Genomic DNA, 22405 nt, shown 5'->3' with positions numbered 1-22405 from the left:
ATAATTTATAATATTTTAATATCAATTTTATAAATTGACTCAATATGCTAATTTGAAGTTGCAAAGATACCTTTTTAAATGCTTATACTAAATTTTTATTTAGAATCTAGTATCACCAAAAATGGTGACATAAAAATTTACCTAATTATAGGTATTTCACAGAATGTTTATTAGTTGTATCTTTGACATAGCTTATATTAATATATAAGTTTTATTAAGTAAGTTTTTTTGGGGTAAGAGAAGCCGTTAGCAATGTTAACGGCTCTTTTTTTATTCACTAATAATAGGTATAGAAAAATTTACCCATTTTCGATTTTTTGAAAATTTAAAATTTAAGTAATTTAGCATCAGCTTATTGATGTAAGCAATAAGTAATTTTTTTGGGGTAAGAGAAACCGTTAGTATTTACTAGCGGTTCTTTTTTATGAACTCTTTTTATCCTTTTCTTCTTCAGGGATAATTTTAAAGCTAGGCTCTCTTAATACCTTTTTGTTGGCAATTGTCCTTTCTAAGGATAATAATAATGAAGGTAGCAACAGTAAATTAGCCAGCATAGCAAATAATAGAGTAGCAGATACTAATGCGCCTAAAGCTACGGTACCTCCAAAACTTGAAATGGTAAATACTGAAAAACCAAAAAATAAAACTATAGATGTATAGAACATACTGACTCCGGTTTCTCTCAAGGCGGCATAAACAGACTTTCGTATTTTCCAATGATTAGCTTGTAGTTCCTGTCTGTATTTAGCTAAGAAATGTATAGTGTCGTCTACAGAAATACCAAATGCTATACTAAAAACTAAAATTGTAGAAGGTTTAATAGGAACGCCTACATACCCCATAAGTCCAGCGGTTATCACCAGAGGTAATAGGTTAGGTATTAAAGAAACAACAATCATTCTTGCAGAACGAAACATGTAAGCCATAAATAAAGATATAATAACAATGGCCAACCCTAATGAAATAAATAGGTTGTCTCGTAAGTATTTTGTTCCTTTCTGAAAAACCAATGCTTTTCCTGTCATATTAACAGTATAGCGCTCTTCTGGAAAGATGTTTTTTGCTTTGTCTAATAATTGCTTTTCAATGGCTTCCATTCTATCAGTACTAATGTCTTTCATGAAAGTAGTAATTCTAGCATATTGCCCAGTAGAATCGACAAAACTCTTCATTAAATTGGCATCACCATTAGCTTTTTTAGCATAAGAAAGTATGAAATTCTTTTCTTGAGAAGTAGGGAGCTGGTAGTATTTTGGATTGCCATTATAATAAGCTTGTTTAGCATATTTTACAACACTGGCAACAGACATTGGTCTAGAAAGTTCTTCAATATCATTAATAGTTTCTTCAAGTTTATTAATACGTTTTAAAGTAGCTAATTTCATAACACCTTTTTTTCTTTTGGTGTCTATGATAAATTCAACAGGCATAATACCATCAAATTCTTTTTCAAAGAAACGAATATCTCTAAAAAAGTCGGTGTCTTTAGGCATATCTTCAATTAAGCTACCAGTAACTCTTATTTGAAAAATTCCTATTAAACTAGTAATTAAAAGGATCAAGGAAGCAACGTAGATGGTTATTCTTTTATAGCGAACCATGTTTTCCATCCAATTAACAAATCCAGCGCTCCATTTTTTATTTAAGTGTTTTAAGTGTTTAGCTTTAGGCAAAGGCATAAAACTATAAATAATAGGAATAATTAAAACACATAAAATAAATATAGAAAGTATACTTAATGATGCTACTGTACCAAATTCTTTTAATAAATCACTTTTAGTTAATATAAAAGTTGCAAAACCAGCAGCAGTAGTTACATTGGTCATTAAAGTAGCATTACCTACTTTGGTTATAACACGCTGTAAGGACTTAGCTTGATTACCGTGTTTGTTAACTTCTAATTGGTATTTATTAATTAAGAAAATGCAGTTAGGGATACCAATTACAATTATTAATGGCGGTATAATAGCTGTTAGTACAGTAATTTCATAATGTAAAAAACCTAAAATACCAAAGGTCCAACAAACCCCTATAATTACGACTGTTAAAGAAATAAAAGTAGCCCTAAAGGATCTAAAAAATAAAAAGAAGATAAATCCGGTAACGAATAAAGCAGCACCAATAAAATAGGCAATTTCACTAATAATAGTATTAGAGTTTAAAGTCCTAATATAGGGCATTCCAGAGGTGCGAACATCTAAACCAGTTTCTTTTTCGAATGATTTAATTTTAGGAATTATAAATTGCTCTATTAGCTTTTTTCTTGCGGGCTTGTTTACGATTTCTTTGTTTATATAAATCGCTGTCCTAAAAGTATTGCTTTTAGAGTTGTATAAAAACTGATCGTAAAAAGGCAGATTGTAATACAGGTGTTTTTTAAGGTTGTCTAATTCACCTTGTGTTTTTATTTCTTTTTCTATAAGTGGTTTTAAATCGAAAGCTTTTTTCTGGTCGTTTCTAGTTAGTTTCTGAATGTTGCCAACACCAACAACTAAATCTACATTCTTGTCGTCACTTAATTCGTTGGCAAGATTGTTCCAAGCATTGAATTTTTGAGGAGTAAAGAAGGCTGAATCTTGAACAGCAATAATAATTAAATTACCTTCTTCTCCGAACTTATCTAAAAATTCAAAGTACTCGATATTTACTTTATGGTCATCTGGTAATAAATTGGCTTCGGTATATGTGAAGCGCATGTTATCGAACTGACTTACAAATGCTGCAGTTGTTATGGCAATTAATAACAAGATAATAATCCTGTTTCTTAAGATAATACGGGCTAAAGCAGCCCAAAAACCTACGCTAAAAAGTTTTGCCATAATTTCTAATAAGTTTGGCAAAGGTAGAAAATACAATTGATTTTTCTAGGTTAAGTTTAAGTCAAAAAAAAGCGACTATAAAGTCGCTTTTTTTAACAAGTATTTTAATGATGTTTAAAAATTAAACAGTCATTATTTCTTTTTCTTTAACAACAAACTTCTCATCTATTTTTTTAACATAAGTATCTGTAAGAGCTTGAATGTCTGTTTCGGCATTTTTCTTTACATCTTCAGAAGCGTCATCTAATTTTTTAATATCGTTGTTGGCATCTTTTCTTTGGTTTCTAACAACAACTTTTGCGTCTTCTGCTTCTGCTTTTGCTTGTTTAGCTAATTCACGTCTTCTTTCTTCTGTTAAAGGTGGTACGTTAATAATAACACTCTCACCATTATTCATTGGGTTGAACCCAATATTAGCTATCATAATGGCTTTTTCAATTTCTCCAATTAAACTTTTTTCCCATGGTTGAATAGAAATAGTTCTAGCATCAGGAGTATTAACGTTAGCTACTTGCGATAAAGGAGTCATTGATCCATAATAGTCTACCATAATGCTGCTTAGCATAGAAGGTGATGCTTTTCCTGCTCTAATTGCAATTAATTGTTTATCTAAATGCACTAATGCATTTTCCATTCCTTCTTTAGCTGTGTCTATAATAAAGTTTATTTCTTCCATTAGAAAAATTTATTTTTCGTATTTCCTTGAAAAAGGAAAACTGTTATTTTTTTTAGCTTGGTTCAATAACCAGACCAAATTTATAAGTTATTTACTTTAGTTCCAATATTTTCTCCAGAAACTACTTTCATTAAGTTGCCTCTCGTATTCATATCGAATACAATAATAGGTAATTCATTTTCTTGACTCAATGTAAAAGCAGTCATATCCATAACTTTTAACCCTTTTCTAATTACATCGTCAAAAGAAATGAATTCGTATTTTTTAGCATCGGCATTTTTTTCAGGGTCTTCATTATAAATACCATCTACTCTGGTTCCTTTTAAAATAACATCTGCATCAATTTCTATAGCTCTTAATACGGCTGCCGAATCGGTAGTAAAATAGGGGTTTCCTGTTCCAGATCCAAATATTACAACACGCCCTTTTTCTAAATGTCTGGTTGCTCTACGCTTAATATAAGGTTCTGCAATAGCTTCTATTTTAATAGCTGTTTGAAGTCTGGTAGGTACTTCTGCGTCTTCTAAGGCGCTTTGTAATGCCAGGCCATTAATAACGGTAGCTAACATACCCATATAGTCTCCTTGAACGCGATCCATACCGTTACTTGCTCCAGCAACTCCTCTAAAGATGTTTCCTCCTCCAATAACTATTGCTACTTCTATACCTTTGTCAACAATTTCTTTTATGTCTTGAGCATATTCGGCTAAACGTTTAGGATCTATTCCATATTGACGATCGCCCATTAATGCTTCGCCTGATAATTTTAGAAGAACTCTTTTGTATTGCATGGTGTTGTTTTATATAATGGTGCAAATATACGTTTGTAATTCTTTATGTCAACACTAGAGAATAAAAAAAGCTTCCAAAAAAATGGAAGCTTTATAAAATATAATCTTGTTTAAAACAATTATGCTAAAGAAACTCTTTCAAAAGCAGTAACTTCTACTTCTCCGTAAGAGTTTACATAATCTGCAACAGATTTTTTAGGGTCTTTAATGAACTCCTGATCTAATAAACACTGTTCTTTATCTAAAGTAGTGTTATCAGAAATAAAACGCTCAATTTTACCTGGTAAAATCTTATCCCAGATCTGTTCTGGCTTACCTTCTGCTTTTAATTCAGCTTTAGCTTCTTCTTCAGCTTTAGCTAAAACAGCATCGGTAATTTGAGCCATAGATACATATTGAGGAACGTTCTTTAAAGTTTTTCCTAATCTACCTAATTCGATGTTGTCTTTTTCAATAGCTGCAATTCTAGCTTCAGTTTCAGAAGCAACAAATGCAGGGTCTAAATCTTTATAGGTTAAAGAAACAGCTCCCATTGCAGCAGCTTGCATAGCGATGTCTTTACCTAAAACCTCAGCTTCATTTACTTTGTTAGATAAACCAACTAAAGAAGCAATTTTATTTCCAGCGTGGATATAAGAACCTACAAATGGAGCGTTTAATTTTTTAAATCCACCAATTTCTATTTTCTCTCCAATAACACCAGTTTGCTCAACTAATTTATCTGCAACAGTTGTTCCGTTGTAATCTGCAGCTAAAAATTCTTCTTTTGTATCGAAGTTCAATGCCAAGTTAGCTAAGTCTTTAGCTAAGTTTACGAAATCACCATTTTTAGCAACGAAATCAGTTTCACAGTTTAAAGAGATTACTACACCAGCAGTAGAATCTTCGTTTACTACAGCGATAGCTGCCCCTTCAGAAGAATCTCTATCTGCTCTCTTAGCAGCTACTTTCTGACCTTTTTTACGTAATACCTCGATAGCTTTATCGAAATCTCCTTCAGCTTCTACCAAGGCCTTTTTACAATCCATCATTCCGGCTCCAGTAGCCTTTCTTAGCTTATTTACTTCAGCAGCAGTAATTTTCATTGTATGTTGTTTTAAATGTTTAAAGTAGTTTAGTTCAGTGTAAATAAATTCACAACTAAACTAAACTACTTTATAAAAAAATTGTTTATTATTTTTCTTCTGTAGTTGTTTCAGTTGTTGCTTCAGCAGCTTTAGGAGCTTCTTTTGCAGCAGCATCTTCAGATTTTTTAGCATCTCTTTCAGCTTTTCTGTCAGATAAACCTTCAGAGATTGCAGCAGTTACAGAGCTTAATACTTTGTCTATAGATTTAGAAGCATCGTCATTAGCTGGTATAACATAATCAACCTGACGTGGGTCAGAGTTAGTATCTACCATTGCGAAAATAGGAATGTTTAATTTTTGTGCTTCTTTAATAGCGATGTGTTCTCTCTTGATATCTACAACAAATAATGCTCCAGGTAAACGAGTCATATCAGAAATAGAACCTAAGTTTTTTTCTAATTTAGCTCTTAAACGATCTACTTGTAAACGCTCTTTTTTAGATAAAGTGTTAAAAGTACCGTCTTTCTTCATTCTATCGATAGAAGCCATTTTCTTAACAGCTTTACGAATAGTAACAAAGTTAGTTAACATACCACCTGGCCATCTTTCTGTAATGTAAGGCATGTTTGCTGCACCTGCTTTTTCAGCAACGATGTCTTTAGCTTGCTTTTTAGTAGCAACGAATAAAATTTTTCTACCAGAAGCTGCAATTTTCTTTAAAGCAGAATTAGCTTCTTCAATTTTTGCAGCAGTTTTGTATAAGTTGATAATGTGAATTCCGTTACGCTCCATATAGATGTATGGTGCCATGTTTGGATCCCACTTACGAGTCATGTGTCCGAAATGTACACCTGCCTCTAGTAATTCTTTTACTTCTATGTTATTTGCCATTTTTGTAATAGTTTACGTTCCGTTGAATTAGCAATAGTTAAGTAGTTTTTACGTCTTAGCTATTTAGATGCTAAACTAACCCTTGTTTTGAGCAAGGCAACGACAACAATTGTTTTAATTTTTGATAATACTGAATAAATCCAGTACGAAATATTAACGTTTCGAGAATTGGAATTTCTTACGAGCTTTCTTCTGACCGAATTTCTTACGCTCTACCATTCTTGGATCTCTAGTTAATAAACCTTCTGGCTTTAAGATACCTCTGTTCTCTTCGTTCACCTCGCACATAACACGAGAGATAGCTAAACGAACAGCTTCTGCTTGACCAGTAATTCCACCACCATAAACATTAACTTTAACGTCGAAGTTTTCTAAGTTTTCAGTTAACATTAAAGGCTGCTTTACTTTATACTGTAAAGTAGCTGTTGGGAAATAGTTATTTAATTCTTTTTTGTTGATTGTAATGTTTCCACTTCCTTGTGAAACATATACACGAGCAACAGCCGTTTTTCTTCTTCCGATCTTGTGTATAACTTCCATTATAGATAATCGTTTAGGTTAATTGCTGTTGGCTTTTGAGCTTCTTGACCGTGCTCTGCTCCAGCATATACTTTTAAATTACGGAATAATGCACTACCTAATTTGTTTTTAGGTAACATTCCTTTTACTGACTTCTCTACTAAACGAATAGGATCCTTATCGAATAATTCAGTAGCAGATAAAGTTCTTTGACCACCTGGGTAACCTGTATGACGTACGTAAGTTTTGTCATTCCATTTGTTTCCAGTTAAGTTGATTTTGTCTGCATTGATAACAATTACGTTATCTCCACAATCAACATGTGGTGTGTAACTAGGCTTGTATTTTCCTCTAATTAGTTTTGCAACTATAGAAGACATACGACCTAATGTCTGACCTTCAGCGTCAACTAAAACCCACTGCTTGTCTACAGTGTTTTTGTTAGCTGAAATAGTTTTGTAGCTTAATGTGTCCACACTAATTCTTTTTAATAATTAAACATTCCTTACTCTCGAAAGAGTTTGCAAAAGTACAACTATTAATTCAATATACAAACCCTACTGGTTTTATTTTAAAATGCAGGATTGTAGTGGGTTAGAGTTGTTAAAACGATTTCGATACTTTGTAGTCTGTTTCTGAATGATTAGATTAGCATTCTAATTTTTTAAAATATATAAAATGAAATTAAAATTTTTATCTTTAGTAGTGGTGGGGCTGCTTTTTTCTTGTTCTAGTGATGATAGTAGTGATAATAGTGGTACTGAGAATGTATCTATAGAAGGGACATGGAAGTTAACAGAGTATAAGTCAGAAAACGCATATGATTATAATAATGATGGAATCTCAAATAGAGATTTGATGTTGGAACTTGATTGTTTAACTGATAGGACGTTAGTTTTTAATGAGAATGAATCGGGAACTTTAAGCTATTCTACCCAGATTGCTGCTACAGGTCAATCAATTACATGTTCAGAAATTGGAACAACCTTAATTGATGGTTTTAACTGGAGTAAAAATGGAAGTGAAGTTTCAATGAATTATGATATAACAATACATAATGGAGTAATCTCAGGAAATAAGTTAACAATTATGATTCCTAATGAGGTTATTGTACTAAATAATGGAAATCTTGTAGAAGAAGATCTTACTAAGGTGTATACAAAACAATAGTTTTTTTGACGGATAACATAGTAAAAGCCTTTCCATAACAGAAAGGCTTTTGGTTTTAGTGTATTTTTTAAATTAATGCGCTTCTAGCCAGTTTTGTCCAACACCCACTTCAACGTCTAACGGAACAGTCATTTTAAAAGCATTTTCCATTTCTTCTTTTACCATTTTTCTTAATTGAGTTTCTTCCTCTTTTAGAACATCAAAAACCAATTCATCATGAACTTGTAATAGCATTTTAGATTGATAGTTTTCTTTTTCAAGAATGGCATGAATGTTAATCATAGCCAATTTTATAATATCTGCAGCGCTACCTTGTATAGGTGCATTTACAGCATTTCGTTCATCGCCAGCTCTTACTATTGCATTTTGTGAGTTGATGTTTTTTAAATACCTACGTCTTTGAGAAATGGTTTCTACGTATCCATTATCTCTAGCAAAATCTACTTGATTAGCCATGTAAGCTTTCAAGTCTGGGTAGGTTTTGTAATAATTGTCTATTAACTCTTTGGCTTCTTTTCTAGAAATACCTTGTTGCTGTGCTAATGTAAATGCTCCCTGACCATATATAATACCAAAGTTTACGGCTTTAGCGTTACCACGTTGTTCACGAGTAACCTCTGCTTGACTTACCCCAAAAACTTTAGCTGCTGTGGCGGTATGAATGTCTTCTTTGTTAACAAAACTATCGATCATGTTCTGATCTTTACTTAAAGCAGCAATAATCCTTAATTCTATTTGTGAATAATCTGCAGCTAATAAAATATGATTCTCGTCTTTAGGCACAAAAGCTTTACGTACTTGTCTGCCACGTTCAGTACGAATAGGTATGTTTTGTAAATTAGGGTTGTTAGAGCTTAACCTTCCGGTAGCAGCAACTGCTTGGTGGTAATCGGTATGAATTCGTTTGGTATCTTGGTTAACTTGATTTGGTAGGGCATCTACATAGGTGTTTTGTAATTTAATTAGCCCTCTCCAATTCAATACGTCTTGAATGATTTTATGTTCATTTAGTTTGCTTAAAACCTCTTCTGAAGTAGAGTACTGACCTGTTTTAGTTTTCTTAGGCTTGTCAACAAGTTTTAAGTCTTCAAATAAAACGACTCCTAATTGTCTAGGAGAAGCTAAATTGAATTCCTTTCCTGCTTGGTTAAAAATGTTTTTTTCTAAATGTTTAATGTCAGTAGTTAAGTTATTAGATAACTCATTTAAAAATTCGATATTTATATTTATTCCTTCTAATTCCATTGCAGTAAGTACAGGAACTAAAGGCATTTCTATTTCATCAAATAATTTTTTAGTGTCGGTTTCTACTAACTGTTGTTCGAATAATTGCTTTAATTGAAAAGTAACATCGGCATCTTCTACAGCATACTCGGTTTGTTGACTTAACTCGACGGACCTAAATGATTTTTGATTTTTTCCTTTTTTACCAATTAAGCTCTCAATAGATATGGGTTGATAGTTTAAATATGTTTCGGCTAAAACATCCATGTTATGTCTCATATCTGGATTAATTAAATAATGAGCTAACATGGTGTCGAACATAGGGCCTTTTACTCTAATATTATAGTTGTTTAAGACTTTGTTGTCATATTTAATATTATGAGCAATCTTTTCGATACGCTCGTCTTCAAAAAACGGACGTAGTTCTTCTATTATATTTTGAGCTTCATTTTGATCTTCAGGAAACGGAATGTAATAACCCTTATGAGCTTCCCAAGAAAAAGCAATTCCAACCAATTCTGCTTCAAAGGTATTTAAACTAGTAGTTTCAGTATCAAAGCAAACAGAGTTTTGCTGTAATAACTTTTCTAAAAACAGTTTTCTTGCAAAAGGAGTTCCTATAAATTGATAAAAATGAGGAGTGTTCTCTGCAGTCTTGTAACCTGTTACTATAGTGTTTTTAGTATCTGTAGTATTAATATCTCCACCAAAGAGAGAAAACTGACCTTCTTCTTTATTTTTGGTTGCTGGTTTACTAGTTTTTTTTGCTACTGGTACAGCTGGTTGAGTACTAGAAAGCCCGTAAATGGTTTCGAAAGTGGTTTGAAGTCGTCTAAATTCTAATTCTTTAAATAATTCTGTGACTTCTTCAGCATTGGGTTTAGAAACATAGAATTTTTCTGCCTCAAAATCAATAGGGCAATCCAACAATATAGTAGCTAGTTTTTTAGACAAAAGACCTAGTTCAGCATTCGCTTCTACTTTTTCTTTCATTTTTCCTTTTAGGTCTGCTGTGTTAGCTAATAAACCTTCCATAGAGCCGTAAGCCTTTAAGAATTTTTTAGCTGTTTTATCTCCTACACCGGGCAGACCAGGTATGTTATCTACAGCATCTCCCATCATACCTAAGTAATCAATTACTTGCTCTGGCTTTTCAACTTCAAATTTTTCTTGTACTTCTGGAATTCCCCAAATCTCTATTCCGTTGCCCATTCTAGCTGGTCTATACATGAAAATGTTTTCAGAAACCAATTGAGCAAAATCTTTATCTGGAGTTACCATATACGTTTTAAATCCTTCTTTTTCAGCTTTTTTTGCCAAGGTTCCAATTAAATCATCTGCTTCATATCCGGCAACTTCAATAATAGGAATGTCCATTGCTTTTAACATTTGTTGAATAATGGGTACAGCAATTTTAATAGCTTCAGGGGTTTCTTGTCGATTAGATTTGTATTCAGGAAACATATCGTTTCTTAAATCACTGCCTCCTTTATCAAAACAAACGGCTAAATATTCGGGTTTGTCTTTACGTAAAATTTCAAATAAAGAATTGGTGAAACCCATTATGGCAGAAACATCCATTCCTTTAGAGTTAATTCTAGGGTTTTTAATAAAAGCGTAGTATCCTCTAAAAATTAATGCAAAGGCATCTAATAAAAACAGTCTTTTTTCTGTGGCCATAATAAAATATTGTATCAGAAAGTAAAAATAGGAAAATGAACTGATAGTTTAGAAGTTAAATTATCCTTAATCTTAAAACAGTTATTTATAGCTTAGTATTCAATTCTGTATCTTTGATGAAATTTATTTTTTTATGTCTCGATTCTACTTTGTTTTAGCTATAATGGCTGTTGTTTTTTTCTTAGTAGAACTGTATGCTTTTCAAGCATTAAAAACGGTAACTAAGAACAAGGCATTAAAATATATTTGGATAGGTGTTGCCATATTGGCTTACGCACAGTTCATTTTTATGTTTCTAAATTCGTCTAGAGCAACAGGGCAAACTAGATATTCACAATATTCTTTTGGAATAGTATTGTTGTTTTTAATTCCCAAAGCTATTTTGCTATTAACCATGTTTGGTGAAGATATTGTTCGTTTTTTTGTAAAAATTAGCAGAATAACTTCAGATGCAGAAATAAAAACGATACCTGGTCGAAGAAAATTTGTGTCTCAAATTGCTTTAGGTATTGCAGCCTTGCCTTTTGCTTCTTTTTTATATGGAATGATAAAAGGGAAGTATAATTATAAAGTACTGAAATATGAGTTAGCTTTTGATGATTTACCAGAAGCTTTTGATGGTTTTACTCTTACTCAAATAACCGATATTCATTCAGGTAGCTTTAATGATAAAGAAAAGGTTCAGTATGCGGTTGATTTAGTTAAAGAGCAGCAATCAGACATGATTTTATTTACGGGAGATATTGTCAATAATTTTGCCAGTGAAATGGATGATTATTTAGAGATGTTTGCAGAAATGGAAGCCCCTTATGGTAAATATTCTGTACTAGGTAATCATGATTATGGTGATTATGTAAAATTTAAAACTAAAAAAGATAAGAAGGCCAATTTTGCAGCGGTAAAAGCTATTCACCCCAAAATAGGTTTTGATTTATTATTAAACGAATCTCGTTATATAGAAAAAGACGGACAAAGATTAGCACTGATTGGAGTAGAGAATTGGGGAAAAGGTTTTAACCAAGCTGGAGATTTAAAAAAAGCTTCTGAGGCTATTGAAAAAAAGGACTTTAAAATATTAATGAGTCACGATCCTTCTCATTGGGAGTATCAGGTTAAGAAAGATGATTTTAATTACCACTTAACCTTAAGTGGTCATACTCATGGTTTGCAAATGGGTATAGAAATCCCTGGTTTTCTAAAATGGAGCCCAGCAAGTTATGTTTACAAACAGTGGGCTGGTTTGTATGAAGAATACGGTAGATATGTTAATGTTAACAGAGGCTTTGGTTTTCATGGTTTTCCGGGTAGAGTAGGTATTTGGCCAGAAATAACAGTTATTAAGCTCAAGAAAAAGTCGGTATTGACTTAGTTGTTTAAAAATGTTAACTTTGTAATAGGCCTTGTTTTAGAGGTTTATAAAAATGTATCCTATGTCTAAATTTGGGGAATTAATTAATGTACCTGTTCCTGTGCTGTTAGATTTTTATGCAGAGTGGAATGAACAAGCTACAGCCATGCATCCGGTTTTATTAGATGTAGCTGCTGCTTTAGGAGATAAAGCTAAGGTAATTAAAATAGATGTTGACAAGAATCAACAATTAGCCGAAGCATTACGCGTAAAAGGCTTACCAACTTTAATGATTTATAAAGGAGGAGAAATGAAATGGCGCCAATCTGGTGAGCAAGACGCATCTACATTGATTGATATTATTCAAGAGTACCTTTAATCTTTTACACATCTACAGCTTTTCATGATGGATGCAGAAGATCCTCCAGAAAGTGTAACAGATTCATTAACCTTATATGTCATGTTTTTAAAAGAGTTTGGTAAACCAGCATCTGTAGATGTCCAGTAGTGACCTGTTAAAGTTAAATCGTGAAAAGCAATAAACTTTTGACCACCAGCTAGTAAGTTAAAATTTATGAGTTCTCCTTGTTGAGTAGCTCCAGGAGCAATAAAGTTATGTGCAACATTAATGCCACCTAGAAAGTCAAATAATTCTTGCCACTCGTTAGTTGAAGGTAAATGCCATCCAGGAGGGCAAATTGTTTGAGCCGTGTCTCCATGATACAATCTTCCATAAGTAAAGCAATTAGATTGATTATCATCATAGCAAGTACTAAAATTGTCTTCGGTGTTATAATTTAAATTTTCTGCAAACCATGTCTGATTACCAATTTTCACGGTCTGATAGGTTTGACCATCTCTACTATCTGTAAATTGATTTTGAGCTGATGAATCAGAATCATCATTAGAAGAACAGCTAAAAATAATAAGAAGCGAACATAGACCAATAAATTGAATTGTTTTTTTCATAACAAATTATGTTAGTTAATAAAAATCAATTTTTATGGGATAAAGTCAACTCTAATAAAGAAATTATTCTTTATATAAAGTTAATGAAAAAACACAAATTCTGAAAGGTTTTTTCTTAAATAGCCTTAAATGAATACCCTTTTTTACTAAAATGTTCTAATACCTTTGGTAAGGTATATGTTAAGTTTTTTTGAGCTTTTATACTATCATGAAAAACGACTATACTTCCTTTTTGAGTATTTTTTAATACGTTTTGTAAACATTTTTCGGGGTTAATTCTTTGGTCAAAATCGGCACTTAATACATCCCACATAATAATTTTATAACCTCTTTTGTGTAGTTGCTTAGCTCGTTTAGAAGTAATTTTACCGTAAGGAGGTCTAAAAAGATTAATAGATTCCTGATTTAGGACTTTGGAATTTATAATTTCTTGTGCTTCTTCAACATCGTTAAGATAGGTGCTTTTAGATACTTTCCAACAATTAGTATGATTTTGAGTGTGGTTACCAATGCTATGGCCATGAGCTATAATGTTTTGAGCTATTTCTGGATGTTTAGCTACATTTTTACCAATACAAAAAAAAGTAGCTTTTGCATTGTATTCGCTTAACCTATCTAGTACCCATTTGGTAATTTCGGGTGTTGGACCGTCATCAAAAGTAAGGTAAATTTCTTTTTCGTTTGTAGAAACATCCCAAGTAAGGTTGGCAAATAACCGTTTCAATATTTTTGGTGTTTTTACAAAGTAGAGCATATAGTTAAAGATACGAAAAAGCCCTTTCGTTAAACAACAAAAGGGCTTGGAATATTATGATAAACAATTATTCTTCTCCTTCTGCTTTAAAGAAGTTTTCTAATTGATCTAATTGCTTGTCAAATTTTAATTTTTCAGCATTAAAATAAGAGCTGTCATCATTTTTATGAACCATTCTTAAAAGACTCTTATAGTCGGAAATATCAGTTAGAATATTTTCTGCGTAGTAATACATTTTATCTTCAGGAAGCTTACTCGCTCTAGTTAAGTTTTTTTGAACTTTCTTTACTTCTGTTTGATATAATTTTCTTGCTTGCTCCTTATCGATTTGGTATAAACCACCAAGTATTTGGTCGAAACTCATAACATAACCAACTCCATTCATAATTTCTTGGAAAGACTTTACTTTGTTTAAGAAATAAGGTACTTCTTTAGATACAATTTTAGAGTCTTTATTTTCAATGCTAGTTATGATAATAGTTTTATATCTTTCTAAATCGGTTAAAATATCATCTACTATATAGCTCTGTTCTTCTAGGTCTAATGTTTCATAATAATCTAGATGGCCTTTGTATACTTTTGCCAAATCGTTATATACTTTTCTAGCTTTTTCATCTTTGTTAATGTGGTAATAACCGCCAATAAACGGTTCTACTAGTGTGTATAATTCAAACTTGTTTACAGGCATTTTTTCCATTGCCAAATCAAGTAAATTTTCTGCTTTTTTATATTGTTTTTCGTCAATTAACTTTTCAGCTACTCGGGCAATACTTGCTCTGTAATTAAAAGCATTTTTACGAGTTTCAGGGTCATGGTAAATATCACCTCCAGAGTTTCCCCAATCCCATTTCATGATTTTGTTATAAGATGTTTCAGTGTCAATGAATCCCATATCAAACGGATTGTCTTTATCTCTTTTAGTATGTATAGGAACTAGCTTGTAGATTAATCCGTCATACTGTAAATAATCTTTTAACCACATAAATTCTGCAGGGTCGTTACTTCCTCCAGAGAAATAAATAGGGCGTTCCCAATTGTTATTAGCTAAAATATCTAGCATTAATAAGTTTTGCTTCCCTAAGATGTCCTTTTTAATTTTCATGTACATATTAGGTACAATTCGATCATAATATTTTTCAGGAACAATTTTATGCTTGATAACAGAAGCTTTGTCTACTGGTATCCTAACATTTTTGGTAGGGAATGTGTGGTGTTTTTGACCGCTTTCCATCTCTACCATTACCTCTTCTGAATCTTTTGCAATAAAGTTCATAAAGGTTTTAATATTAATAGTGTCTTTTGTTCGTTCTTGAAATAGAGTTAAATCTCGAGTTCCCCATTTATATTTGTCGTGTGTTAATTGAGAAGGAATAGGATCACTTTCGTAAGCCTTTTTCTTCATTTGGTCTATGTACCAATCTGTAGCGAATAAACTGGTATTAATAACACGTACATCTGTTCTGTATTTTTCTATTTCTTGAAGGTACCATAAGGCAAATGTATCATTGTCTCCAATAGTAAATAAAATAGCATTTTCTTGACAAGAATCTAAATAAGCTTTGGCCATAGATTGTGCTGTAGCTTTACCCGAACGATCGTGGTCATCCCAGTTCTGATTAGCTAATAATAAAGGAACTGCTAATAAACACAGTCCTGTTGCTAATGGAGCTGATATTTTAGGTGCTAAGAATTTCTTTAGACCATAATAAAGGCTAAGGACTCCTAATCCAATCCAAATAGAAAAAACATAAAAGGATCCTACAACAGAGTAATCACGTTCTCTTGGTTCAAAAGGTCTTACGTTGGTGTAAACTTGTATAGCAAGCCCTGTGAATAAGAAGAAAACTAGCAAGACCCAAAATAGTTTTAAATTTCTTTGAGCAACAAATAGTAAACCTAAAATTCCTAGTATAAGAGGTAAAAAGAAATAGGTGTTTCTACCTTTATTTTCTTTTATGTCTTCTGGTAAATTATCTTGGGGTAATCCTAATAAGTGTTCATCTATAAAGTTAATGCCACTTATCCAGTTACCATTATTATTTAATTCTCCTTGAATATCGTCTTGTCTTCCAGCAAAATTCCACATAAAGTAACGTACATACATATACCCTAATTGGTATTGTAGCATGAAAGAGAAGTTTTCTATGGTAGAAGGTTTTTTTACTTCTATATAGTCTTTGTATTCTTTTATAAAGTCATATTTATCTTCTCCAGTTAGGTTACCTTGTTTTACATCATTATTAAACTGAGCGCATAACTGTCTCAATTCTTTTTGTCCGCTAAAACGAGTTTTAGGTTGTACCTCAACATCTATAAAGCTTACATACCTTTCTGCATGGCCTTGACTCCACATTCTTGGTAAAAAAGTTACGTGGTTTTCGTTAGGGTTGTTAATGGCGTTTTTGAAGTCGTTAACAATAACATACTTACCAGTTTTTTTGTCTTGCTCGTATTTAGGTTTATCGTCTCGATAAGGGTCTGATGTGTTAATACCAGCATATTGATCGGTAAATTGCGGTCCCCACAAGAATGGGTTAGAAGGGTATTGTTCTAAGTTATAATACGCTAATAGCTCACGAGCATTTCCAGGGGCATTTTCATTAATGGTGGTACCTGCGTTTGCACGAATAGGTAGCATTACCCAAGATGAAAAACCTATAAATATAAACAAGATGCAAAGGGTAAATGTGTTTGCATGCACATATCCGTTTTTACGTGTAAAAGTTAGTGCGTAATAAAAAGCAGCGATTACTAATAAGAAGGTAATAATGGTTCCAGAATGGAATGGCAAACCTAAACCATTTACAATATTTACTTCCATCCAACCAAATAAACGCAAAGCATTAGGAAGTAGTAATTTAAAAATGAACAATAATATTGCTATAGCAGTAATATTTGCTATGATAAAATTCTTAGGAGTAACGTTTTTGTAATTTTTAAAGAAATAGATCAATCCAATTGCAGGAATGGTTAATAAGCCCATAAAGTGAACTCCAAAAGAAAGCCCAATAACAAATGCAATTAATAATAACCATTTATTTCCTTTTGGTTTATGCATATTTTCTTCCCATTTTAAGGCTAGCCAAAACATTAATGACATAATAAAAGTGGCCATGGCATAAACTTCTGTTTCTACAGCATTGAACCAGAAAGTATCTGTAAAGGCAAAGGCTAAAGAACCAACAAAGGCACTTCCTAAAATGGCTTTAGCTTTATTTCCGTTTAAATCTTCAATATTTTTAACAACGAGTTTTCTGGCTAGTATACTAATAGTCCAAAACATAAATAGTATGGTAAAGGCACTAGAGAAAACAGACATCATATTAACCATTAATGCAATATTTTCTGTATTGCCAAAAGCAAACATTGCAAAGAAGGCTCCTAACATTTGGAAAAAAGGTGCTCCTGGAGGGTGGCCAACAGCTAAATTAGCTGAGGTAGCAATATATTCTCCACAATCCCAAAAACTGGCTGTAGGCTCTACAGTTAGGCTATAGGTTATTAAAGCTATGGCAAAAGCTACCCAAGCCATGATTTTATTCCACTTAAAAAAAGTCTTTGCAGTCATACAAATTAATGGTTTTAACGAAGCGAAAATACTAAAAATATACTAGTAAATTCTTATTTAGCTAATTACTCTTCTAAGCTTTCAAAAAAGCTATTGAGTTGATCTAAAGACTTGTCAAAAAAATCTTTTTCTTTCTTAAAAAATGCTTCACTTTCGTATTGGTCTAATATCCTTAATAGCTGTTTGTATTCGTTTATATCTATAAAAATTTCTTCAGCATATACATGCAATTCTTCTACAGATAATTTACTGGCTTGCTGTAAGGAATTTTTTAAACCTTCAACTTCTTGTAAATATAGTTTTCGAGCATTTTTACTTGATTTGACTTTGTACAAACCTTCAATTAATTCATTTAAACCAATTGCATAGTTCATGTTTTTTATAATATCTGATAAAGGATCTAATTGATTTAAGTAAAAAGGAATTTCTTCTCTAATTAAATCAAAGTCATTATTCTGAATGGCTATTTCTAAACAGTTTCTATAGTTTATTAAATCTCGCCAGATGTTATCTACTAATTTAGCTTGTTCGCTGGGAGATAATGAAAGATAATATTGTAAATGATCTTTGTATAGATTTGTTATGGCCTTGTAAGTTGCAACAGCTTTTTCGGGCTTGCCTATTTGGTAGTATTGATTGATGTATGGAATGGCTAAAGAATAATATTGAAATTTACCGATAGGCATTTTTTCTATGCTTAAATCTAAGATGTTTTCTGCTTGAGTAATTTTTTTGTCTTTAATTAATTGTTTTGTTATTCTCCCCATACTATCTCTGTATCGAATACTATTTCTGCGTGTAATAGGGTCTAAGTAAATAGTTTCATTATTAGAGCCTCCCCATTCCCATTTTATTACATTTTTATAAGCGCTTTCAGCATCAATAAATCCTTTTTCGTAGTTGTTTTCCTTTACACTAGTTTTTATAGGGACCAATTGATAAGTCATTCCGTTAAATTGTAAATAATCTTCTAGCCATATATAATCTGAAGAGTCATTGCTTAAGCCTGAAAAGTAAATAGGTCGTTCCCAATTATTATTTGCTAAAATGTCTAGCATAATAATTTGTTGTTTTCCTAAAACTTGAGAGTTTATTTTTAGAGGTATTTCAGAAACAATTTTATCTGAATATTTAGCCTTAACTAAACCGTTTTTTAGTACATATTCTTTATTAACAGGTATGCGGATATTCTGAGTAGGAAAAACATTGTGTTTTTGACCGTTTTCCATTTCAACTTTTACCTCATCTGAATCTAAAGAGATAAAATTCATAAAAGTTTTTATATCTAGACTATCTTCTGTTCTTTCTTGAAAATAAACTAGATCTCTACTGCCCCAAGTATATTTATTATGTGTTAGTTGTGATGGGATAGGATCGCTAGTAAATGTTTTTCTTTTCATCTGATCGATATACCAATCGGTACTTAAATAAGTAGTGACAATTACTTTTACATCTGTTCTGTATTTTTCTACTTCTTGTAAATACCATAACGGATAAGTATCTATGTCTCCAGAAGTAAATAGAATTGCATTTTCGTCACAAGAGTCCAAATAAGATTTAGCCATTACTAAAGCAGTCTGTCTTCCGGTTCTATTGTGATCATCCCAATTTTGATTTGCTAAAAGTATTGGAGTTATAATTAAGCAGCTTAAAGGAATTACAAATGCTAGTTTTTTAGTTTTGAATCTGTTTTTAAAGCCTTGGTATATACTTATAAAACTAAACCCAATCCAGATAGCAAATACATAAAAAGAACCAACAACTACATAATCTCTTTCTCTGGGTTCAAAGGGTTTTATGTTGGTGTATATTTGAATAGCTAAACCTGTAAATACAAAAAAGACAAGTAGTGTCCAAAATAATTTTTTATCTCTTTTCACTAAAAAAATAAAGCCTATAATTCCTAAAATAAACGGAACAAAGTAATAAGTATTTCTGGCTTTATTATTGAGTTGGTCTTGAGGCAAGTTTTCTTGCGAAACCCCTAAAAGAAAAGAATCTATAAAGTTAAAACCGCTAATCCACTCCCCATTATGGTTGTATTCTCCTTGAATGTCATTTTGTCTACCCGTAAAATTCCACATTAAATAACGAAGGTACATGTAGCCTAGCTGATAGTTAAACATAAAACTTAAGTTTTCCTTGGTAGTTGGTTTATTAACGGTAATGTATTTATTGAATTTAGTAATAAACTTTTCTTGGGATTCGGTATCTACATTTCCCTGAGCTACATCTTGATTGAATTGAGCTGCTAGTTGTCTGATTTCTTTTTTGTTTTTATAAGTGTCTTTAACAGTTACTTTTAAGTTCATAAAATTTAAGTACTGTCGCGTATTTCTGTCACTCCACATTCTAGGTAGAAAACTATTATGATCCTGATGAGTATTGTAATTAGCATTTTTGTAGTTGTTAACTATAACATACTTACCGAGTTTATAATCTTTTTCATATTTAGGTAATTCATCTTTATAAGGATTGTCAGGATTTAAACCGGCAAAGCTATTAGTGAATTGAGGACCGTAAAATAATGGTCTTTCACCATATTGTTCTAAGTTGTAATAGCTTAATAAATCTCTAGCATTAGCTGGGTTATTGGTGTTAAGAGTGGTATGAGAATGCGCTCTAATGGGAATTAATATCCATGAAGAAAACCCTATAAAAATAAATAATGTACATAACGTAAGGGTGTTTGCCCAAACAAAGCCTTTTTTGCGGGTATAAGTTAATGTAAAATAAAAACTACTAATGATGAGTAAACTACTGATTATAGTTCCTGAATTAAAAGGGAGGTTAAAGGTGTTTACGGCAGTTAATTCAATCCAGCTAAATAATGATAGTGTTTTGGGTAATAATAACTTAAATATTATCAATAAGGTTGCTATTGCTATTCCGTTAAAAAAGATAAAATTCTTTAGAGTTATTTTCTGATGTTTTTTAAAGAAATATAATAGTACAATTGCCGGTATGGTTAATAAGCCCATAAAGTGAATACCAAATGACAAACCGACAACAAATGCAATTAAAAGCAGCCATTTGTTGCCTCTTTTAGTATCCATGTTAGCTTCCCATTTTAATGCTAACCAGAATAATAGAGCCATTACTAAAGTAGCCATGGCGTAAACTTCTGTTTCTACAGCATTGAACCAAAACGTATCAGAAAAGGTAAAAGTAAGCGCGCCTAAAAAAGCACTTCCTAAAATGATTAAAGTATCGTTTTTAGTTAGTTTTTTGCTGTTTTTGGAGAGTAGTTTTTGTGCAAGCCTACTAATGGTCCAAAAAAGAAATAAAATGGTAAACGAACTAGCAATAACTGAAGAGTAGTTGGTTATTAAAGCAATAGATTCTTTATTGCCAAAAGAGAATATAGAAAGAAAAGCCCCAAACATCTGAAATAGAGGTGCGCCAGGTGGATGGGCAATTCCTAAGTTAGAAGAGGCTGCAATGTATTCGCCACAATCCCAAAAGCTTACAGTTGGAGCAACGGTTAGGCTATAAGTTATTAAAGCAATTAAAAAGCTAAGCCATCCAGAACGGTTGTTCCATTTGTTAAATGTTTTGCTAGTCATATTCTTGTGAGTTAGTTAAGCGATGAAGATAACCTGAAATGCTCTTAATTAAATCTTAACGTATGCTAAAGGAATCTTAAAATTCGGATAATTAGGTCATTATGGTTAAATTTGTATTAACGGTTGTAGTGTAATTTATTTTTTAGTGATTTTTTTCTTTAAAAAGTTTGTGTGAAATCTAAATTCTTGTAAATTTGCACCCGCAATCACGCATTGTCCCATGGTGTAATGGTAGCACATCGGTTTTTGGTACCGCTAGTCAAGGTTCGAGTCCTTGTGGGATAACAAAAAAATCCTCTTCAAATTTTGAAGAGGATTTTTTGTTTTTATTGAATATGAATTGAATTAGATCAATCTAACTTTTAGAGTTAACCAAAGCAAAACTTTAATTTAACCCATAAGCCACAAAGGGAAAATATATTTGCATTAGTTAAGTAATGCGTTCTTTTCTTTATAATTATTTGGGTTAATGTTAAAATTATATTTTTAGTTACTTAACAGTAAATTATTTTAGTTATAAGCAAGAGTAGTTGTGTGCTCTTGCTTTTGTTTTTTATAAAAGAAGGTGTTTTTTTGATACATTTAGTATTCTGACTTATTTAGGAGTAAGGAAATTGAAACCCTTAATATTTGCATTTTTTTAAAAAGGGTAGATTCTAAAATTTATTGTTACCAATTAGATCGTGAAGTACAAGAATGTATTTTAGGTATGGACAAGTATAAAACCTAAAAAACGAGTGTTTATAAGAAGTTTTAAATTTTGAGTTGTATGTTAACTTCCAGCAATAGGACTGCCAAATATGCCAACTGCCATTTCAACCCATAATATTAAAAGAATAAGTACAATAATAGCTGTAATAAGTTTGTATTTTGTTTTTTTCATAAATTTAAGATACAAATTATTGATATGAAAAGGAAAAGAAGAAGAGATTAATGCTATTAAGCCGCCTTTTCGTCATGCAATAACTGACTAATAAAACTATAGCTCTCTTTTAAAGCATCTCTAGTGATAGAGTTGTCATGTGTAATAAAGTTGTCTATAGCTTCCTTTAGTTCTAATGAGGTATTCATTTTAATAGCAACAGGTGTTTGATCTATTAATTTAGCTATTTTAAACAATTCAATTGCTTGATTGCCAGCTCTTCTTTTATCATCAATGTTATTAGAAGTTAATACATCTAATATTAGTTTCTGTATTTGAGCTTTATTATTCATTGTTTGTTTTATCTTGTATGTATTGAAATAGACAAATACAATGCCAAAATAAAAGAAATTAATATAGGGGTCAATACCTTTTTTTTGGTATCACAGTTATGGGTGAAAAAAAATAAATAGTGTAGTTAGGGTAAAATAAAATAGACT

At 31.8% G+C, this 22405-nt stretch carries 16 protein-coding genes and 1 tRNA gene; 4 read left to right on the top strand and 13 right to left on the bottom strand.

The window, feature by feature from the left end; translation table 11 throughout:
- Nucleotides 1-422: 422 nt before the first annotated feature.
- From ACFQ1O_RS14580 to rplM, 7 genes are all read right to left on the bottom strand, one after another.
- A complete protein-coding gene (locus ACFQ1O_RS14580; RefSeq protein ID WP_377717419.1) occupies nucleotides 423-2819 on the bottom strand; it encodes an efflux RND transporter permease subunit in 2397 nt (798 codons plus the stop codon).
- A 121-nt stretch (nucleotides 2820-2940) separates the two neighbouring features.
- Entirely contained in the window at nucleotides 2941-3495 is a 555-nt protein-coding gene (frr, locus tag ACFQ1O_RS14575) for a ribosome recycling factor (protein WP_377717417.1), read from the bottom strand.
- Nucleotides 3496-3575: 80 nt separating this feature from the next.
- On the bottom strand, nucleotides 3576-4286 hold the full coding sequence (gene pyrH, locus ACFQ1O_RS14570; protein ID WP_377717413.1) for a UMP kinase: 711 nt from the start codon (nucleotides 4284-4286) through the stop codon (nucleotides 3576-3578).
- A gap of 119 nt (nucleotides 4287-4405) precedes the next feature.
- On the bottom strand, nucleotides 4406-5371 hold the full coding sequence (gene tsf / locus ACFQ1O_RS14565) for a translation elongation factor Ts (protein ID WP_377717408.1): 966 nt from the start codon (nucleotides 5369-5371) through the stop codon (nucleotides 4406-4408).
- A gap of 88 nt (nucleotides 5372-5459) precedes the next feature.
- Nucleotides 5460-6245: a 30S ribosomal protein S2 gene (gene rpsB, locus ACFQ1O_RS14560; RefSeq protein ID WP_377717404.1), complete on the bottom strand. Its 786-nt coding sequence runs from the start codon at nucleotides 6243-6245 to the stop codon at nucleotides 5460-5462.
- Nucleotides 6246-6398: 153 nt separating this feature from the next.
- On the bottom strand, nucleotides 6399-6785 hold the full coding sequence (gene rpsI / locus ACFQ1O_RS14555) for a 30S ribosomal protein S9 (RefSeq protein WP_377717399.1): 387 nt from the start codon (nucleotides 6783-6785) through the stop codon (nucleotides 6399-6401).
- Nucleotides 6785-7240, bottom strand: a complete 456-nt coding sequence (gene rplM, locus ACFQ1O_RS14550) for a 50S ribosomal protein L13 (protein ID WP_377717396.1) — start codon at nucleotides 7238-7240, stop codon at nucleotides 6785-6787. The genes rpsI and rplM overlap by 1 nt, the downstream gene beginning before the upstream one ends.
- A 202-nt stretch (nucleotides 7241-7442) precedes the next feature.
- On the opposite strand from rplM, the gene ACFQ1O_RS14545 reads away from it, so the two are divergent.
- Nucleotides 7443-7934: a lipocalin family protein gene (locus ACFQ1O_RS14545; protein ID WP_377717393.1), complete on the top strand. Its 492-nt coding sequence runs from the start codon at nucleotides 7443-7445 to the stop codon at nucleotides 7932-7934.
- 72 nt (nucleotides 7935-8006) lie between these two features.
- Here ACFQ1O_RS14545 and polA read toward each other — a convergent pair whose 3' ends face one another.
- Nucleotides 8007-10838, bottom strand: a complete 2832-nt coding sequence (gene polA / locus ACFQ1O_RS14540; RefSeq protein ID WP_377717390.1) for a DNA polymerase I — start codon at nucleotides 10836-10838, stop codon at nucleotides 8007-8009.
- 133 nt (nucleotides 10839-10971) lie between these two features.
- On the opposite strand from polA, the gene ACFQ1O_RS14535 reads away from it, so the two are divergent.
- Nucleotides 10972-12207, top strand: a complete 1236-nt coding sequence (locus tag ACFQ1O_RS14535) for a metallophosphoesterase (RefSeq protein WP_377717386.1) — start codon at nucleotides 10972-10974, stop codon at nucleotides 12205-12207.
- Between the two features lie 61 nt (nucleotides 12208-12268).
- Complete coding sequence (locus tag ACFQ1O_RS14530; protein WP_377717382.1) at nucleotides 12269-12565, top strand: thioredoxin family protein; 297 nt, start codon at nucleotides 12269-12271, stop codon at nucleotides 12563-12565.
- On the opposite strand, the gene ACFQ1O_RS14525 is transcribed toward ACFQ1O_RS14530, so the two are convergent.
- The 4 genes from ACFQ1O_RS14525 to ACFQ1O_RS14510 all read right to left on the bottom strand — a co-directional run bounded on the left by ACFQ1O_RS14525 (nucleotide 12562) and on the right by ACFQ1O_RS14510 (nucleotide 21043).
- A complete protein-coding gene (locus ACFQ1O_RS14525; RefSeq protein WP_377717377.1) occupies nucleotides 12562-13155 on the bottom strand; it encodes an FISUMP domain-containing protein in 594 nt (197 codons plus the stop codon). The genes ACFQ1O_RS14530 and ACFQ1O_RS14525 overlap by 4 nt on opposite strands.
- Before the next feature lie 115 nt (nucleotides 13156-13270).
- On the bottom strand, nucleotides 13271-13909 hold the full coding sequence (locus ACFQ1O_RS14520) for a polysaccharide deacetylase family protein (protein WP_377717372.1): 639 nt from the start codon (nucleotides 13907-13909) through the stop codon (nucleotides 13271-13273).
- A gap of 67 nt (nucleotides 13910-13976) precedes the next feature.
- Nucleotides 13977-17477 (bottom strand): glycosyltransferase family 117 protein, encoded by a 3501-nt coding sequence (locus tag ACFQ1O_RS14515; protein WP_377717369.1) that lies wholly within the window; start codon nucleotides 17475-17477, stop codon nucleotides 13977-13979.
- A 65-nt stretch (nucleotides 17478-17542) separates the two neighbouring features.
- Nucleotides 17543-21043 (bottom strand): glycosyltransferase family 117 protein, encoded by a 3501-nt coding sequence (locus ACFQ1O_RS14510; protein WP_377717366.1) that lies wholly within the window; start codon nucleotides 21041-21043, stop codon nucleotides 17543-17545.
- A gap of 214 nt (nucleotides 21044-21257) precedes the next feature.
- Here ACFQ1O_RS14510 and ACFQ1O_RS14505 point away from each other — a divergent pair.
- Nucleotides 21258-21328, top strand: a tRNA-Gln gene (locus ACFQ1O_RS14505).
- 654 nt (nucleotides 21329-21982) lie between these two features.
- Here the strand turns inward: ACFQ1O_RS14505 and ACFQ1O_RS14500 are convergent.
- Entirely contained in the window at nucleotides 21983-22258 is a 276-nt protein-coding gene (locus ACFQ1O_RS14500; RefSeq protein ID WP_377717363.1) for a hypothetical protein, read from the bottom strand.
- Between the last annotated feature and the right edge of the window lie 147 nt (nucleotides 22259-22405).

The organism is Pseudofulvibacter geojedonensis, assembly GCF_042675745.1.
In the GTDB taxonomy this organism is placed as follows: domain Bacteria; phylum Bacteroidota; class Bacteroidia; order Flavobacteriales; family Flavobacteriaceae; genus Pseudofulvibacter; species Pseudofulvibacter geojedonensis.
The sequence above is the reverse complement of the archived record's forward strand: the minus strand, read 5'-3'. Positions and strand labels throughout refer to the sequence as shown.

Bases quoted from the DNA above. Each gene is read 5' to 3' on its own strand.
- ACFQ1O_RS14530 (WP_377717382.1), top strand. From the start codon at position 12,269: ATGTCTAAATTTGGGGAATTAATTAATGTACCTGTTCCTGTGCTGTTA.
- ACFQ1O_RS14520 (WP_377717372.1), bottom strand. From the start codon at position 13,909: ATGCTCTACTTTGTAAAAACACCAAAAATATTGAAACGGTTATTTGCC.
- ACFQ1O_RS14515 (WP_377717369.1), bottom strand. From the start codon at position 17,477: ATGACTGCAAAGACTTTTTTTAAGTGGAATAAAATCATGGCTTGGGTA.
- ACFQ1O_RS14525 (WP_377717377.1), bottom strand. From the start codon at position 13,155: ATGAAAAAAACAATTCAATTTATTGGTCTATGTTCGCTTCTTATTATT.
- rpsI (WP_377717399.1), bottom strand. From the start codon at position 6,785: ATGGAAGTTATACACAAGATCGGAAGAAGAAAAACGGCTGTTGCTCGT.
- tsf (WP_377717408.1), bottom strand. From the start codon at position 5,371: ATGAAAATTACTGCTGCTGAAGTAAATAAGCTAAGAAAGGCTACTGGA.
- ACFQ1O_RS14535 (WP_377717386.1), top strand. From the start codon at position 10,972: ATGTCTCGATTCTACTTTGTTTTAGCTATAATGGCTGTTGTTTTTTTC.
- frr (WP_377717417.1), bottom strand. From the start codon at position 3,495: ATGGAAGAAATAAACTTTATTATAGACACAGCTAAAGAAGGAATGGAA.
- ACFQ1O_RS14545 (WP_377717393.1), top strand. From the start codon at position 7,443: ATGAAATTAAAATTTTTATCTTTAGTAGTGGTGGGGCTGCTTTTTTCT.
- polA (WP_377717390.1), bottom strand. From the start codon at position 10,838: ATGGCCACAGAAAAAAGACTGTTTTTATTAGATGCCTTTGCATTAATT.
- pyrH (WP_377717413.1), bottom strand. From the start codon at position 4,286: ATGCAATACAAAAGAGTTCTTCTAAAATTATCAGGCGAAGCATTAATG.
- ACFQ1O_RS14580 (WP_377717419.1), bottom strand. From the start codon at position 2,819: ATGGCAAAACTTTTTAGCGTAGGTTTTTGGGCTGCTTTAGCCCGTATT.
- ACFQ1O_RS14510 (WP_377717366.1), bottom strand. From the start codon at position 21,043: ATGACTAGCAAAACATTTAACAAATGGAACAACCGTTCTGGATGGCTT.
- ACFQ1O_RS14500 (WP_377717363.1), bottom strand. From the start codon at position 22,258: ATGAATAATAAAGCTCAAATACAGAAACTAATATTAGATGTATTAACT.
- rpsB (WP_377717404.1), bottom strand. From the start codon at position 6,245: ATGGCAAATAACATAGAAGTAAAAGAATTACTAGAGGCAGGTGTACAT.